Below are 15,305 nucleotides of genomic sequence, written 5' to 3'. Positions count from 1 at the left end.
CCCAAGCACTTCCGCGGTGCGAGTGTGGGCCTAAAGCACGCCGCCGCGGCCGGCAGCGTGCGGGTAACCCACGTTCGCCGCGACGTAGGGAGAACCGTCGGGAACCTTGGTTCGTTGGTCTAGCGGTAGCCTGAACTATTCCAACCGCGTACTTGTTGGAGGGGTTTCGAAGGCAATCGAAGGTATTGGGATGTAGAGGTGGTCGCTGACGGCCGGGGACAACGGCCCGCCACGCGGCCGGACGACGACGGATAGTTGATGAATCGGAAAAATGTCATCCGCACGCTGAGCGTGATAGCGGTCGTGCTGTTGCTGGGGTGGTCCTTCTACTACTTCAGCGACGACACGCGGGGTTACAAGCCCATCGACACGTCGGTGGCGGTCGCCCAGATCAACGGCGACAACGTCAAGAGCGCGCAGATCGACGACCGTGAACAGCAGTTACGGCTCGAACTCAAGAGCGGCAACGGCGACACCGAGAACAGCGACAAGATCCTCACCAAGTACCCGACGGGGTACGGGGTCACGCTGTTCGAGGCGCTTCAGGACAAGAACGTCAAGACCAACACGGTGGTCAACCAGGGCAGCATGCTCGGCTCGCTGCTGATCTACTTACTCCCGCTGTTGCTGCTGGTCGGCCTATTCGTGATGTTCTCCCGCATGCAGACCGGGGGCCGGATGGGCTTCGGGTTCGGCAAGTCCAAAGCCAAGATGCTCAACAAGGACATGCCGAGCACCACCTTCGCCGACGTCGCCGGCGTCGACGAGGCCGTCGAAGAGCTCTACGAGATCAAGGACTTCCTGCAGAACCCGTCGCGGTATCAGGCGCTGGGCGCCAAGATCCCCAAGGGCGTGTTGCTGTTCGGCCCGCCCGGCACCGGTAAGACGCTGCTGGCGCGCGCCGTGGCCGGCGAGGCCGGGGTGCCGTTCTTCACGATCTCGGGCTCGGACTTCGTCGAGATGTTCGTCGGCGTCGGCGCCTCCCGCGTGCGCGACCTGTTCGAGCAGGCCAAGCAGAACAGCCCCTGCATCATTTTCGTCGACGAGATCGACGCCGTCGGCCGTCAGCGCGGCGCCGGCCTGGGCGGCGGCCACGACGAACGCGAGCAGACACTTAACCAGCTGCTGGTCGAGATGGACGGCTTCGGCGACCGTCAGGGCGTCATCCTGATCGCGGCCACGAACCGGCCCGACATCCTCGACCCGGCCCTGCTGCGGCCCGGCCGCTTCGACCGCCAGATCCCGGTCTCCAACCCCGACCTTGCCGGCCGCCGCGCCGTGCTGAAGGTGCACTCCGCGGGTAAGCCGATCGCCCCCGACGCCGACCTCGACGGGCTGGCCAAGCGCACCGTCGGCATGTCCGGTGCCGACCTTGCCAACGTCATCAACGAGGCCGCGCTGCTGACCGCCCGCGAGAACGGCACGGTGATCACCGGCCCGGCGCTGGAGGAGGCCGTCGACCGCGTCGTCGGTGGGCCCCGCCGCAAGAGCCGCATCATCAGCGAGCAGGAGAAGAAGATCACCGCCTACCACGAGGGTGGCCACACGCTCGCCGCGTGGGCGATGCCGGACATCGATCCGATCTACAAGGTGACGATCCTGGCCCGCGGTCGAACCGGCGGCCACGCGATGGCGGTCCCCGAGGACGACAAGGGCCTGATGACCCGCTCGGAGATGATCGCGCGGCTGGTGTTCGCGATGGGCGGGCGCGCGGCCGAGGAACTGGTGTTCCGGGAGCCGACCACCGGCGCGGTGTCCGACATCGAGCAGGCCACCAAGATCGCCCGCGCGATGGTCACCGAGTACGGCATGAGCTCCAAGCTCGGCGCGGTGCGATACGGCACCGAGCACGGCGATCCGTTCCTTGGCCGCACCATGGGCACCCAGGCCGATTACAGCCACGAGGTCGCGCAGATCATCGACGACGAGATCCGCAAGCTCATCGAGGCCGCGCACACCGAGGCCTGGGAGATCCTGACCGAGTACCGCGACGTACTCGACACCCTCGCCGGTGAGCTGCTGGAGAAGGAGACACTGCACCGTCGTGAGCTCGAGGAGATCTTCGGCGACGTGAAGAAGCGTCCTCGGCTGACCATGTTCGACGACTTCGGCGGGCGGGTGCCGTCCGACAAGCCGCCGATCAAGACCCCCGGCGAGCTCGCGATCGAACGCGGCGAGGAATGGCCAAAACCGGTGCCCGAACCCGCTTTCAAGGCCGCGATCGCCGCAGCCACCAAGGCCGCCGAGGCCACCAAGGTGGCCGAGGGCGGGCCCAACGGCGCCAACGGCAGCGGCAACGGTTCCTCCGGTCCGACGCAGCCGGACTACGGCGCCCCCGCGGGGTGGCACGCACCGGGCTGGCCGCCGCCGCCACAGCAGCAGCAACAGCCCCCGGCCCAGCAGCCGCACGGCTATTGGTATCCATCGCCGCACCAGGGATGGCAACAGCAGCAGCCTTATCCGCCGTATCAGCCGTATCCGCAGCAGGGGCCACCGCAGCAACAGGGTGCGCCACCCCAACCGCACGAGGACAAGGGTCAGGACAACAGCCGGCGTAACGGCTGACAGACCGACCGGCTCACAGGAGGCTCCATTGGCGCAGTCGCAGCACAACTCTGTCACCTTCAGCCCCGCGAATTTCGACCAGCCGCGCGCTGAGGCGGCGGTTCGCGAACTGCTGCTCGCGGTGGGCGAGGACCCGAGTCGCCACGGCCTGGAGTCCACGCCTGCGCGGGTCGCGCGGGCGTACAAGGAACTGTTCGCCGGCCTCTACATCGATCCGGATTCGGTGCTGGACACCACGTTCGACGAGCAGCACGACGAGCTGGTGTTGGTCAAGCAGATCCCGATGTACTCGACGTGCGAACACCACCTGGTGTCGTTCCACGGCGTAGCGCACGTCGGCTACATCCCCGGCGAGGACGGCCGCGTCACCGGGTTGTCCAAGATCGCCCGGCTGGTCGATCTCTACGCCAAGCGACCGCAGGTGCAGGAACGGCTCACCGGTCAGATCGCGGACGCGATGATGCGCAAACTCGATCCGCGGGGTGTGATCGTCGTGGTCGAGGCCGAGCACCTGTGCATGGCGATGCGCGGGGTGCGCAAGCCGGGCGCGGTGACGACCACCTCGGCCGTGCGCGGGCAGTTCAAGGTCGACGCGGCATCGAGGGCCGAGGCGCTGGACCTGATATTGCGCAAGTGAACTCGACACGGGTGCGAGTCATGGGGGTCGTGAACGTCACCGACGACTCCTTCTCCGACGGAGGGCTGTTCCTCGATCGTGACCGTGCCGTCGAGCACGGACTCGAGCTGGTCGCCGAAGGCGCGGCGATCGTCGACGTGGGTGGTGAGTCCACTCGCCCCGGGGCGACGCGCATCGACCCCGACGTCGAGAAATCGCGGGTGTGCCCGGTCATCAGGGAGCTCGCCGCCCACGGCGTCACCGTCAGCATCGACACCATGCGCGCCGACGTCGCGCGCGCCGCGCTCGAGAACGGCGCCCAGATCGTCAACGATGTCTCCGGCGGGCGCGCGGACCCGGACATGGCACCGTTGCTCGCCGACGCGAAAGTGCCGTGGGTGCTGATGCATTGGCGATCGGTGGGCGCGGACCGGCCGCACGCGGTGCCTGCGTATCGGAACGTGGTCGACGAGGTCCGGACCGAACTGCTCGCCAGTGTGGACGCCGCGGTGGCCGCCGGCGTCGACGCGGCCAACCTCATCATCGATCCGGGGCTGGGCTTCGCCAAGACAGGAGACCACAACTGGACACTGTTGCGTGCGCTGCCCGAATTCGTCGCCACCGGCATTCCGGTGTTGGTCGGTGCGTCGCGGAAACGCTTCCTCGGAACGCTGCTCGCGGACTCCGAGGGACAACCGCGACCGCCGGACGGCCGGGAGACCGCGACCGCGGTGATCTCGGCGCTGGCGGGTCTGCACGGCGCCTGGGGCGTGCGCGTGCACGATGTGCGCGCCTCGGTCGACGCGGTCAAGGTGTTGGAGGCGTGGTCGCATGGCTGACCGAATCGAGTTGCGGGGCTTACGAGTTCGCGGCCGTCACGGCGTCTACGAGCACGAGCGTCGCGACGGCCAGGACTTCATCGTCGACATCACGGTCTGGATCGACCTCGCCGCCGCGGCGGCCAGTGACGCCCTCGCCGACACCCTGGACTACGGGGCGTTGGCGCAACGGGCGGCCGACATCATCGCCGGACCACCGCGGGACCTGATCGAGACGGTGGCGGCAGAGATCGCCGACGGCGTCATGGACGACGAGCGCGTGCACGCCGTCGAGGTGGTCCTGCACAAGCCCGCCGCACCGATCCCGCTGACGTTCTCCGACGTCGCGGTCGTGGCCCGTCGATCGCGGCGCGGTCGGGGTGGCCCTTGACCACCGCGGTTCTGTCGATCGGGTCGAATCTCGGCGACCGGCTGGCGATGCTTCGGTCGGTTGCCGACGGGCTCGGCGGTGCGCTGCGCGCGGCGTCGCCGGTGTACGAGACCGCGCCGTGGGGCGGTGTCGAGCAGGGGCCGTTCCTCAATGCCGTCCTCATCGCCGACGATCCGGGGCTCGACGGCCACGGTTGGCTGCGGCGCGCGCACGACTTCGAACGAGCCGCCGAGCGGGTGCGCGAACAACGATGGGGCCCGCGCACACTCGACGTCGACATCGTCACCTGCCGAACCGGGGGACGGGAGCTGATCTCGCAAGACACCGAACTGACGCTGCCGCATCCGCGTGCCCACGAACGCGCGTTCGTGCTCGTGCCGTGGCTGGCGGTGGAACCGGACGCGTTGCTGATGGTCGCAGGCGAGCCGCGCCAGGTCGACGAACTGCTCGCGGCACTGGAACCGGCCGAACGCGACGGCGTCCACCGCACCGAGTTGGTGTTGCGCTGATGGGACCGACGCGCAAGCGCGATCTCGCGGGCGCTGCGGTGCTCACCGCGGTCGTGGGCTATTTGCTCGTGCTGGCGTCGTACCGGTGGTTCCCGCCGATAACCCTGTGGACGGGTGTCTCGCTGCTGGCCGTCGCGATCGCCGAAGCGGGCTGGGCGTTCCACGTGCGGGCCAGGATCAACGAGGGCGAGATCGGCGTGGGATCCGGCCGGCTGTACCCCCTCGCGGTGGCGAGGTCCGTGGTGATCGCCAAGGCCTCGGCGTGGGTTGGCGCGCTGGTGTTCGGTTGGTGGGCGGCCGTCCTGGTCTACCTGCTGCCGCGTCGCTCCACTCTGCGCGTCGCCGCCGAGGACACCGCGGGCGCCGCGGTGGCCGCCGGGTGTGCACTGGCTCTGGTGGTTGCTGCGCTGTGGTTGCAGCATTGCTGCAAGTCTCCGGGCGAGCCGCCGGAGAACCCCGATGGGGCAACGGATTAACGAAGTTCGGCCGACGCGGGAACGAATCGCCGACGAGGCGACACGCGGAGTGACCTGTGACAGGTACAGTCGCCCCCATGACCGATCCGACCCGCAGCGCACGCTATCGGCGTGCCGGCCGCAGGCCGGGTTGGATGCTGTTGACCGCGTTGCTGGTACTGGCGATCGCGGCCAGCTCCGCCCTGGTGTTCACCGATCGGGTGGAGCTGCTCAAGCTGGCGGTCATCCTGGCGTTGTGGGCGGCGGTGGTCGCTGCGTTCGTCTCGGTCATCTACCGACGGCAGAGCGATGTCGACCAGGCCAAGGTGCGCGACCTCAAGCTCGTCTACGACCTGCAACTGGACCGTGAGATCTCGGCGCGGCGCGAATACGAGCTGTCGTTGGAGACGCAACTGCGTCGCGAACTGGAAGCCGAGGTGCGCGCCCAGGCCGCCGACGAGATGGCGACCTTGCGGGCGGAACTGTCCGCGCTGCGCGCGAACCTGGAGATCCTCTTCGATGCGGACCTGTCGCACCGGCCCGCCATCGAGCCCGAGCGCACGACGGTGCGTGCCTACAGCGACTGGGCGCGGGATTCGGAGACCACGGGACGCGTCAGCAGCAGCCGCATCGACGAATACCGGCCCGACATCGAAGAGCGGACCGAGGAAAGCCCGATCATCGATGTGCCCGCCGAACCCCAGCCGCCGGAATTTGATTGGCAGCCCACTGCCGAGCGCGGTGGGGCGCATCGTAGGGCCGCCGACGCCGAATGGGGTCGCCAGCCGGCGGAGGAGCCGAGCTCGTGGTCACCGCCACCACCCCAGCCGCCCCCACCACCCCCGCCCCCGCCATCGCCGGCAGCCGAGCCTGTCGCGCCACCGCCACCGCCGCCGCGGGCCGAACCCGTTGCACCGCCACCGCCGCCGGCCCCCGCTCCCGAGCCGGCGCCGACGAGCGAGTGGCAGCCCGCACCCGCCGACGGGCGCTGGATTCCGCCGGGCGCCCCGGGCAGCAACTGGGTGTCGCGCGGTAACGGATCGACGACCGAGTACGTCGGCAGGCGCCGGGCCCCAGAACCCGAGGACGATGTGGCCGGCCCGGTCGCCGAGCCCGACCTCTCGACACCGTCGCCCGAACCGCCACGTGGCAGACATTCGGCGCCGTCGGCCAGCGGCGATCCGGGGCGCCCTGCGCAGCAGACCCTGCCCCCAGAACCGCCGGAGCCCTCGCCGGAATCACCGGCTCCCACAGGTCGGCGGCACCGCAGCGCCGACGACCCCGACACCGCCGGACAGTCCGTCGCCGAGCTGTTGGCCCGGCTGCAGGCGAGCCCCACACCGGGCGGGCGTCGCAGACGCCGCGAGGAGTGAGTTAATCTCGTAGCGACCGTCCGGTACCCGCACCGCGGGACTGGAACGTACACACATCAACTCGCAGCGAGGTCGACTTCATGGTCGCCATGGGGACCCCACCTGGCGGATTCCGCCCGGCGCGGCTCACTGTCGGCATCGTTTCGGCAGGTCGCGTCGGTTCCGCGCTGGGTGTCGCCCTCGAGCGCGCCGAGCACGTCGTGGTGGCGTGCAGCGGGGTCTCGCGTGCGTCGCGCGACCGCGCCCAGCGCCGGCTGCCCGACACCGCGGTGCTTCCGGTCGACGAGGTGGCTAGCCGTTCCGAACTGCTGATCCTCGCGGTGCCCGACGCCGAGCTCGCGAAGTTGGTCTCCGGTCTGGCCGCGACCGGGTCGGTGCGGCCGGGCACGATCGTCGCGCACACCTCCGGTGCGAACGGAATCGCCGTGCTGGCACCGCTGACGTCGCAGGGCTGCATCCCGTTGGCGATCCATCCGGCGATGACCTTCACCGGCACCGACGAGGACATCGACCGCTTGGCCGACACCTGCTTCGGGGTGACGGCCGCCGACGAGGTCGGATACGCGGTCGCCCAATCGCTGGTGCTCGAGATCGGCGGAGAGCCGTTTCGGGTCCGCGAGGACGCGCGCACGCTCTATCACGCAGCACTGGCGCACGCCAGCAATCACCTGGTGACGGTGCTACTCGACGCGGTCGAGGGGTTGCGGTCGGCGTTGTGGGGCCAGGAGCTGCTCGGCCAGGAACTGGTCGGCGATGCGCCGGGAGGTCTGCCCGAGCGGGTCGTCGGCCCGCTGGCGCGCGCGTCCTTGGAGAACGCGCTCCAACGCGGGCAGGCGGCATTGACCGGCCCGGTAGCACGCGGGGACGCCGCCGCTGTGGCGCGTCATCTGGAAGCCCTGACGGAGGTGAATCCCGAATTGGCGCAGGCATATCGGGCGAACTCACTGCGCACCGCCCAGCGCGCGCACGCCCCAGACGAGGTGGTCGCCGTGCTCACCGCCGATTCGGACCGCGGCGGGAGCTCGCGTCGGACGGAGACGGGCCGATGACCGTCCGCAAGCCGCAGTTCACGGCGGGCGAGCTGAACGTCTACTCGAAGCCCGGTGACGTCGCGGCGGTCAGCAGGGCGCTGCGTGCCACCGGTCGCCGAGTGATGCTGGTCCCGACGATGGGCGCTCTGCACGAGGGTCACCGCATACTCATCCGCTCCGCCAAGCGTGTCCAGGGTGCCGTCGTGGTGGTGTCGATCTTCGTCAACCCGCTGCAGTTCGGGGCCGGTGAGGACCTCGATGCGTATCCGCGCACGCTCGACGACGACCTCGCCGCCCTGCGTGAGGAAGGGGTCGAGATCGCGTTCACCCCGACGGTCACCGACATGTACCCCGACGGCACCCGCACGTCGGTGCTCCCCGGTCCGCTCGGTTCCGACCTCGAAGGCGCTTCTCGGCCAACGCATTTCGCGGGTGTACTGACGGTGGTGCTCAAGCTGCTCAACATCGTCCGTCCCGACCACGCGTTCTTCGGGGAGAAGGACTACCAGCAGTTGGCGCTGATCCGGCAGATGGTCGACGACCTCAACGTCGACACCCGGATCGTGGGTGTGCCGATCGTGCGGGAGGCCGACGGGCTGGCGATGTCGTCGCGCAATCGGTATCTGGACTCCGAGCAGCGCGAACACGCGGGCGCGCTGTCGGCCGCGCTGCTGGCCGGAATGTACGCCGCGGGGGAGGGGACCGCGGCAGCGTTGGACGCCGCACGCGCGGTGCTCGACTCGGTGCCGGCCATCGAGGTCGATTATCTCGACGTGCGCGACCCGATGCTCGGGCCCGCACCGGAGGTCGGGGCGGCGCGCATGTTGGTGGCCGGCCGACTGGGGCCCACCAGGCTGCTGGACAACATCGCCATAGATATCGGGGTGCCGTCGGGGCCTGGCCCGGACGTCGCGTTTGACGAGCACGAACTTCCTTGGAGGAACTGATGTTACGGACAATGCTGAAATCGAAGATCCACCGCGCGACGGTCACGAAGGCCGACCTGCACTACGTCGGGTCGGTGACCATCGACGCCGACCTCATGGAGGCCGCCGACCTGCTCGAGGGTGAGCAGGTGACGATCGTCGACATCGACAACGGCGCCCGGCTGGTGACGTATGCCATCACCGGTGAGCGTGGTACTGGCGTGATCGGGATCAACGGTGCGGCAGCGCATCTCGTGCATCCCGGCGATCTGGTGATCCTGATCGCCTACGGCACCATGGAGGATGCCGAAGCCAGGGCGTACCAACCGCGGATCGTGTTCGTCGACGCCGACAACAAGCAGGTCGACCTCGGTCACGATCCGGCTTTCGTACCGGCCGACGCGGCCGAGTTGATGTCGCCGCGGTGAGACCGTGTTACTAGCCATCGACGTCCGTAACACCCACACCGTCGTGGGCTTGGTGTCGGGTTCCGGAGAGCACGCGCAGGTCGTGCAGCAGTGGCGGATTCGCACCGAATCGGAAGTCACCGCCGATGAACTGGCGCTGACCATCGACGGGCTGATCGGCGACGACTCCGAACGCCTGACCGGGGCGGCCGGGCTGTCGACCGTCCCGTCGGTGATGCACGAACTGCGCGAGATGTTGCGCCAGTACTGGCCGTCGGTGCCGCATGTGTTGATCGAGCCCGGTGTCCGCACGGGGATCCCGCTGCTGGTGGACAACCCGAAGGAAGTCGGCGCCGACCGCATCGTGAACTGCCTGGCGGCCTACCACAAGTACGGCACCGCGGCCATCGTCGTCGACTTCGGCTCGTCGATCTGCGTCGACGTGGTCTCGGCGAAGGGCGAGTTCCTCGGCGGCGCGATCGCTCCCGGTGTCGAGGTGTCGTCTGACGCGGCCGCGGCGCGATCCGCGGCGTTGCGTCGCGTCGAGCTGACCCGGCCGCGTTCGGTCATCGGTAAGAACACCGTCGAGTGCATGCAGGCCGGTGCGGTGTTCGGGTTCGCCGGCCTGGTCGACGGCCTGGTGCAGCGCATCCGCGACGACGTCGACGGCTTCGGGGGCACCGACATCGCCGTGGTCGCCACCGGGCACACCGCGCCGCTTCTGCTGCCGGATATGCGCACGGTTCAGCATTACGACGAGCACCTCACCCTCGACGGCTTGCGGCTGGTGTTCGAGCGCAACCGCGACAACCAGCGCGGCCGCCTCAAACAGGCCCGCTGAAAAATGATTTCGGTGCCCAACTGGTTGCCAGGGGAGCTGTGGTGTTTCGGGACATCGCAGGTTGCCAGGGGAGCGTCGACGCACCGAAATTCCTCGTCGGCGCCCGTTCATTTAGGCTGGCACGACGTGACCGAACCCGATCCGTCCCGCACCACACCGGCCGCGGACGCCACATCCGAGCCCGACGTTCCGGAGCAGTACCGGATCCGTCAGGCCAAGCGTGAGCGGCTGCTCGCCGACGGGTGCGAGCCGTATCCGGTGGAGATCGCGCGCACCCATTCGCTGGCCGAGATCCGCGCGTCCTATCCCGATCTGGCCGCCGGCGACGAGACGGGGCAGATCGTGGGCGTGGCCGGACGGGTGATGTTCGCCCGTAACTCCGGAAAGCTGTGCTTTGCCACGCTTCAGGAGGGGGACGGCACGCAGCTGCAGGCGATGATCAGCCTCAACAAGGTCGGACAGGAATCGCTGGACGCGTGGAAGGCCGACGTAGATCTCGGCGACATCGTCTTCGTACGCGGTGAGGTGATCAGCTCCCGGCGCGGCGAACTCTCGGTGCTGGCCGACTCGTGGCAAATGGCTTCGAAGGCGCTTCGGCCGCTGCCGGTGGCGCACAAGGAGATGAGCGAAGAGGCGCGCGTGCGGCAGCGCTACGTCGATCTGATCGTGCGCCCCGAGGCCAGGACCGTCGCTCGCCAGCGGGTTGCGGTGGTCCGCGCGGTGCGGTCTGCGCTGGAACGGCGCGGATTCCTTGAAGTCGAAACCCCGATGCTGCAGACACTCGCGGGCGGCGCTGCGGCGCGACCGTTCGTGACGCACTCCAATGCGCTCGATGCCGACCTATATCTTCGTATCGCGCCGGAACTGTTTCTCAAGCGAGCACTGGTCGGTGGATTCGAGCGTGTCTTCGAGTTGAATCGGGTGTTCAGAAACGAAGGTGCCGATTCCACGCATTCTCCGGAATTCGCGATGCTCGAGACATATCAGGCTTACGGCACCTACGACGATTCCGCCGTCGTGACCCGGGAGATTATTCAAGAAGTCGCAGACGAGGCGATAGGAACACGCGAGGTGCCATTGCCCGATGGCACTGTCTATGATCTTGATGGCGAATGGCAGTCCGTCGAAATGTATCCGTCACTGTCTGAAGCCCTGGGCGAAGAGATCACACCGGAAACACCGGCCGAGAAGTTATGGGCGATCGCCGATCGTCTCGGAGTCGAGATCCCTCGCGACCGCGGTTACGGTCACGGGAAATTGGTCGAGGAACTGTGGGAGCACACCGTCGGGAACACCTTGTGGGCACCCACGTTCGTCCGTGATTTCCCCGTCGAGACGACCCCCCTGACGCGGCCGCACCGCAGTATTGAGGGTCTCACCGAGAAATGGGATCTCTATATCCGACGTTTTGAACTGGCAACCGGCTATTCGGAGTTGATCGATCCCGTAATCCAACGCGAAAGGTTCGAAGCCCAGGCGAGGGCGGCGGCCGCAGGTGATGACGAGGCGATGGTCCTCGACGAGGATTTTCTGGCAGCCCTGGAGTACGCCATGCCGCCGTCCACGGGAACCGGAATGGGTATCGACAGATTGATGATGGCCCTGACGGGACTGTCGATTAGAGAGACGGTTTTGTTCCCGATTGTTCGGCGCCATGGCAACTGAGCGCGGCGGCGTATGATCTTTGTTGTATAGCGCACACAGATATGGCACATTGGTGCCGGGTTCGATACTTTACTGCGGTCCTGTGATCGCGCAGAAGGGCATGTTTAATGGCGAAGAAAGTTACCGTCACCTTGGTCGATGATTTCGACGGAGAAGGTGCGGCCGACGAGACTGTTGAATTCGGCCTCGACGGAGTCACCTATGAGATCGACCTTTCTTCGAAGAATGCCGCAAAGCTGCGCGACGCGCTGAAGCCGTGGGTCGATTCGGGTCGTCGGGTCGGTGGCCGTCGGCGCGGCCGTGCCGCCGGTTCTGGCCGCGGGCGGGCGGCGATCGATCGTGAGCAAAGCGCGGCGATCCGCGAGTGGGCTCGCCGTAATGGACACAATGTCTCGACACGTGGGCGCATTCCCGCCGATGTGATCGACGCCTTCCACGCCGCCACGTAGCGGCGCTCCAGACGCGCGCCGTGGCGGTTGTTCGCTAGCCGCGAAGCCGTCGGGACCTCGATTGGGAAACGAATCGGCCCACCGATGCGTTGCTCTCCCATAGCGGCGGGTATTCGGTCCCGTGCGCGTCGATGCCCCGGGTGTCCGCTTAGAGCAGACCGGCGGGCGGGACGCGCCGCCCTACCGCCCACTAGAGTGGACGGTGGTGTGGTGCGTACTCGAGACCGCTGGGCGCGCGTGGCACCGACCAATTGATGGAGAGCAGGTAACCACCGATGTTTGAGAGATTCACCGACCGTGCCCGCAGGGTCGTCGTCCTGGCTCAAGAAGAGGCCCGGATGCTCAACCACAACTACATCGGCACCGAGCACATCCTGTTGGGACTTATTCACGAGGGTGAGGGCGTAGCGGCCAAGTCGCTGGAGTCGCTGGGCATCTCGCTCGAGGGCGTGCGCAGCCAGGTCGAGGAGATCATCGGCCAGGGCCAACAGGCGCCGTCTGGCCATATCCCGTTCACCCCGCGCGCCAAGAAGGTGCTGGAGCTGAGCCTGCGCGAGGCGCTGCAACTCGGCCACAACTACATCGGCACCGAGCACATCCTGCTCGGCCTCATCCGTGAGGGCGAGGGCGTTGCGGCCCAGGTGCTCGTGAAGCTGGGCGCCGAGCTCACCCGCGTGCGTCAGCAGGTCATCCAGCTTCTTTCGGGCTACCAGGGCAAGGAGACCGCGGAAGCCGGCACCGGCGGCCGCGGCGGCGAGGCGGGTAATCCGTCCACCTCGCTGGTCCTCGACCAGTTCGGCCGCAACCTGACCGCGGCCGCGATGGAGGGCAAGCTCGACCCGGTCATCGGCCGCGAGAAGGAAATCGAGCGGGTGATGCAGGTGCTGAGCCGTCGCACCAAGAACAACCCGGTGCTGATCGGCGAGCCGGGCGTCGGTAAGACGGCCGTCGTCGAGGGCCTGGCGCAGGCCATCGTGCACGGCGACGTGCCCGAGACGCTGAAGGACAAGCAGCTTTACACGCTGGACCTTGGGTCCCTGGTGGCGGGCAGCCGGTACCGCGGTGACTTCGAGGAACGCCTGAAGAAGGTCCTCAAGGAGATCAACACCCGCGGCGACATCATCCTGTTCATCGACGAGCTGCACACGCTCGTGGGTGCGGGTGCGGCCGAGGGCGCCATCGACGCCGCTTCGATCCTGAAGCCGAAGCTGGCCCGCGGCGAGCTGCAGACGATCGGCGCCACCACGCTCGACGAGTACCGCAAGTACATCGAGAAGGACGCCGCGCTGGAGCGCCGCTTCCAGCCGGTGCAGGTCGGTGAGCCGACCGTCGCGCACACCATCGAGATCCTCAAGGGTCTGCGCGACCGCTACGAGGCGCACCACCGCGTCTCGATCACCGACGGCGCCATCGCCGCGGCGGCTACTCTGGCCGACCGCTACATCAACGACCGGTTCCTGCCGGACAAGGCGATCGACCTGATCGACGAGGCCGGTGCCCGGATGCGGATCCGGCGTATGACCGCTCCGCCAGACCTGCGTGAGTTCGACGAGAAGATCGCCGACGCACGCCGGGAGAAGGAGTCCGCGATCGACGCGCAGGACTTCGAGAAGGCGGCCAGCCTGCGCGATAAGGAGAAGCAGCTCGTCGCACAGCGTGCCGAACGCGAGAAGCAGTGGCGCTCAGGTGATCTCGACGTTGTGGCCGAGGTCGATGACGAGCAGATCGCCGAGGTGCTCGGCAACTGGACCGGCATCCCCGTGTTCAAGCTGACCGAGGAGGAGACCACTCGGCTGCTGCGCATGGAGGAGGAGCTGCACAAGCGGATCATCGGTCAGGAGGACGCCGTCAAGGCGGTCAGCAAGGCGATCCGGCGTACCCGTGCAGGCCTGAAGGACCCGAAGCGACCGTCCGGCTCGTTCATCTTCGCCGGCCCGTCCGGTGTCGGTAAGACCGAGCTGTCCAAGGCGCTGGCCAACTTCCTGTTCGGCGACGATGACGCGCTCATCCAGATCGACATGGGCGAGTTCCACGACCGGTTCACCGCCTCGCGGCTGTTCGGCGCGCCTCCGGGCTACGTCGGCTACGAGGAGGGCGGCCAGCTCACCGAGAAGGTGCGGCGCAAGCCGTTCAGCGTCGTCCTGTTCGACGAGATCGAGAAGGCGCACCAGGAGATCTACAACAGCCTGCTGCAGGTCCTCGAGGACGGTCGCCTGACCGACGGCCAGGGTCGCACGGTCGACTTCAAGAACACCGTGCTGATCTTCACGTCGAACCTGGGCACGTCCGACATCTCCAAGGCGGTCGGGCTGGGCTTCTCCCAGGGTGGCGGAGACAACAACTACGAGCGGATGAAGCAGAAGGTCAACGACGAGCTGAAGAAGCACTTCCGCCCGGAGTTCCTCAACCGTATCGACGACATCATCGTGTTCCACCAGCTGACCCGCGACGAGATCATCAAGATGGTCGACCTGATGATCGGCCGCGTGTCCAACCAGCTGAAGGCCAAGGACATGACGATGGAGCTGACGGACCGGGCCAAGGAGTTGCTGGCCAAGCGCGGGTTCGATCCCGTGCTCGGCGCGCGGCCGCTGCGGCGCACCATCCAGCGCGAGATCGAGGACCAGCTGTCGGAGAAGATCTTGTTCGAGGAGATCGGCCCGGGCCAGCTCATCACGGTCGACGTCGACAACTGGGACGGCGAAAGCGCCGGAGAGGACGCGGTGTTCACGTTCAAGGGCACCAAGCGCCCGGCTCCGGTGGCCGAGCCGGACCTGGCCCAGGCCGGTGCGGCAGGCGCTGGGGGCCCAGCCGAATAGCGGCATCACACAGAGAGAACGGGCGGTACCCACACGGGTGCCGCCCGTTCTCCGTCCGATCCCGCTACCGCTGGACCGAGTGGTTAGGATGTGCGATGTTATCGGCGGGCGAAGGAATCTGGTGAGAATCCAGAACGGTCGCGCCACTGTGTCAAGTCAGACCCGACGCTCGCCGTCACCTTAGAACTCGGGACGCGAAAATCCCGGAAAGGACACCGACATGACCTCACCCGACGCCCGCAAAAGCGCTGCACCCGCACTCGACCTGTCCGCCACCGGAGCGGCCGTGTGGCTGTCGGCAACCACCTTCCTGGCGCTGTTGGTGCTCTACTTCATCGGCTTGGACCAGGGCGCGACGTCGGTGTTCGGTGCGGACAACACCGCGATCCACGAGTTCGTGCACGACGCCCGGCACCTGCTCGGCTTCCCCTGCCACTGAC

14 protein-coding genes and 1 pseudogene are annotated in these 15,305 nt (G+C 67.5%); all 15 read left to right on the top strand.

Going from position 1 to position 15,305, the window contains the following annotated elements; translation table 11 throughout:
* The first annotated feature begins 258 nt into the window (after positions 1-258).
* The 15 genes and pseudogenes from ftsH (at position 259) to AAHH99_RS01835 (ending at position 15,304) form a co-directional block, all read left to right on the top strand.
* A complete protein-coding gene (ftsH, locus tag AAHH99_RS01905) occupies positions 259-2,565 on the top strand; it encodes an ATP-dependent zinc metalloprotease FtsH (protein ID WP_418767153.1) in 2,307 nt (768 codons plus the stop codon).
* Between the two features lie 28 nt (positions 2,566-2,593).
* Positions 2,594-3,202, top strand: a complete 609-nt coding sequence (gene folE, locus AAHH99_RS01900) for a GTP cyclohydrolase I FolE (protein ID WP_418767152.1) — start codon at positions 2,594-2,596, stop codon at positions 3,200-3,202.
* Between the two features lie 20 nt (positions 3,203-3,222).
* A pseudogene (gene folP / locus AAHH99_RS01895) lies at positions 3,223-4,039 on the top strand (dihydropteroate synthase); the annotation flags it as partial.
* The gene (gene folB, locus AAHH99_RS01890; protein ID WP_418767570.1) at positions 4,031-4,390 is read left to right on the top strand and encodes a dihydroneopterin aldolase; all 360 of its coding nucleotides are present in this window, start codon (positions 4,031-4,033) and stop codon (positions 4,388-4,390) included. The pseudogene folP and the gene folB, both read left to right, overlap by 9 nt.
* Positions 4,387-4,899, top strand: a complete 513-nt coding sequence (gene folK, locus AAHH99_RS01885) for a 2-amino-4-hydroxy-6-hydroxymethyldihydropteridine diphosphokinase (RefSeq protein WP_418767151.1) — start codon at positions 4,387-4,389, stop codon at positions 4,897-4,899. The genes folB and folK overlap by 4 nt, the downstream gene beginning before the upstream one ends.
* Entirely contained in the window at positions 4,899-5,375 is a 477-nt protein-coding gene (locus AAHH99_RS01880; protein WP_418767150.1) for a DUF3180 domain-containing protein, read from the top strand. The genes folK and AAHH99_RS01880 overlap by 1 nt, the downstream gene beginning before the upstream one ends.
* Before the next feature lie 77 nt (positions 5,376-5,452).
* A complete protein-coding gene (locus tag AAHH99_RS01875; protein ID WP_418767149.1) occupies positions 5,453-6,727 on the top strand; it encodes a DUF6779 domain-containing protein in 1,275 nt (424 codons plus the stop codon).
* Positions 6,728-6,816: 89 nt separating this feature from the next.
* The gene (locus AAHH99_RS01870) at positions 6,817-7,776 is read left to right on the top strand and encodes a Rossmann-like and DUF2520 domain-containing protein (protein WP_418767569.1); all 960 of its coding nucleotides are present in this window, start codon (positions 6,817-6,819) and stop codon (positions 7,774-7,776) included.
* Positions 7,773-8,705 carry a pantoate--beta-alanine ligase gene (gene panC / locus AAHH99_RS01865; RefSeq protein WP_418767148.1) on the top strand — a complete coding sequence of 311 codons (933 nt, stop codon included), beginning with the start codon at positions 7,773-7,775 and terminating at the stop codon, positions 8,703-8,705. Before AAHH99_RS01870 ends, panC begins: the two co-directional genes overlap by 4 nt.
* The gene (panD, locus tag AAHH99_RS01860) at positions 8,705-9,112 is read left to right on the top strand and encodes an aspartate 1-decarboxylase (protein WP_418767147.1); all 408 of its coding nucleotides are present in this window, start codon (positions 8,705-8,707) and stop codon (positions 9,110-9,112) included. Before panC ends, panD begins: the two co-directional genes overlap by 1 nt.
* A gap of 4 nt (positions 9,113-9,116) precedes the next feature.
* Positions 9,117-9,932, top strand: a complete 816-nt coding sequence (locus AAHH99_RS01855) for a type III pantothenate kinase (protein WP_418767146.1) — start codon at positions 9,117-9,119, stop codon at positions 9,930-9,932.
* 126 nt (positions 9,933-10,058) lie between these two features.
* Positions 10,059-11,597 carry a lysine--tRNA ligase gene (gene lysS / locus AAHH99_RS01850; RefSeq protein ID WP_418767145.1) on the top strand — a complete coding sequence of 513 codons (1,539 nt, stop codon included), beginning with the start codon at positions 10,059-10,061 and terminating at the stop codon, positions 11,595-11,597.
* 107 nt (positions 11,598-11,704) lie between these two features.
* A complete protein-coding gene (gene lsr2 / locus AAHH99_RS01845; protein WP_064347878.1) occupies positions 11,705-12,046 on the top strand; it encodes a histone-like nucleoid-structuring protein Lsr2 in 342 nt (113 codons plus the stop codon).
* Positions 12,047-12,321: 275 nt separating this feature from the next.
* The gene (gene clpC1 / locus AAHH99_RS01840) at positions 12,322-14,865 is read left to right on the top strand and encodes an ATP-dependent protease ATP-binding subunit ClpC (RefSeq protein WP_418767144.1); all 2,544 of its coding nucleotides are present in this window, start codon (positions 12,322-12,324) and stop codon (positions 14,863-14,865) included.
* A gap of 220 nt (positions 14,866-15,085) precedes the next feature.
* Positions 15,086-15,304 (top strand): CbtB domain-containing protein, encoded by a 219-nt coding sequence (locus tag AAHH99_RS01835; protein ID WP_418767143.1) that lies wholly within the window; start codon positions 15,086-15,088, stop codon positions 15,302-15,304.
* The last annotated feature ends 1 nt before the right edge of the window (position 15,305 follow it).

The organism is Mycobacterium neumannii (genome assembly GCF_048452905.1).
GTDB lineage: Bacteria > Actinomycetota > Actinomycetes > Mycobacteriales > Mycobacteriaceae > Mycobacterium > Mycobacterium neumannii_B.
The sequence above is the reverse complement of the archived record's forward strand: the minus strand, read 5'-3'. Positions and strand labels throughout refer to the sequence as shown.

Bases quoted from the DNA above. Each gene is read 5' to 3' on its own strand.
- ftsH (WP_418767153.1), top strand. From the start codon at position 259: ATGAATCGGAAAAATGTCATCCGCACGCTGAGCGTGATAGCGGTCGTG.
- AAHH99_RS01880 (WP_418767150.1), top strand. From the start codon at position 4,899: ATGGGACCGACGCGCAAGCGCGATCTCGCGGGCGCTGCGGTGCTCACC.
- AAHH99_RS01875 (WP_418767149.1), top strand. From the start codon at position 5,453: ATGACCGATCCGACCCGCAGCGCACGCTATCGGCGTGCCGGCCGCAGG.
- AAHH99_RS01870 (WP_418767569.1), top strand. From the start codon at position 6,817: ATGGGGACCCCACCTGGCGGATTCCGCCCGGCGCGGCTCACTGTCGGC.
- panC (WP_418767148.1), top strand. From the start codon at position 7,773: ATGACCGTCCGCAAGCCGCAGTTCACGGCGGGCGAGCTGAACGTCTAC.
- panD (WP_418767147.1), top strand. From the start codon at position 8,705: ATGTTACGGACAATGCTGAAATCGAAGATCCACCGCGCGACGGTCACG.
- lsr2 (WP_064347878.1), top strand. From the start codon at position 11,705: ATGGCGAAGAAAGTTACCGTCACCTTGGTCGATGATTTCGACGGAGAA.
- clpC1 (WP_418767144.1), top strand. From the start codon at position 12,322: ATGTTTGAGAGATTCACCGACCGTGCCCGCAGGGTCGTCGTCCTGGCT.
- AAHH99_RS01835 (WP_418767143.1), top strand. From the start codon at position 15,086: ATGACCTCACCCGACGCCCGCAAAAGCGCTGCACCCGCACTCGACCTG.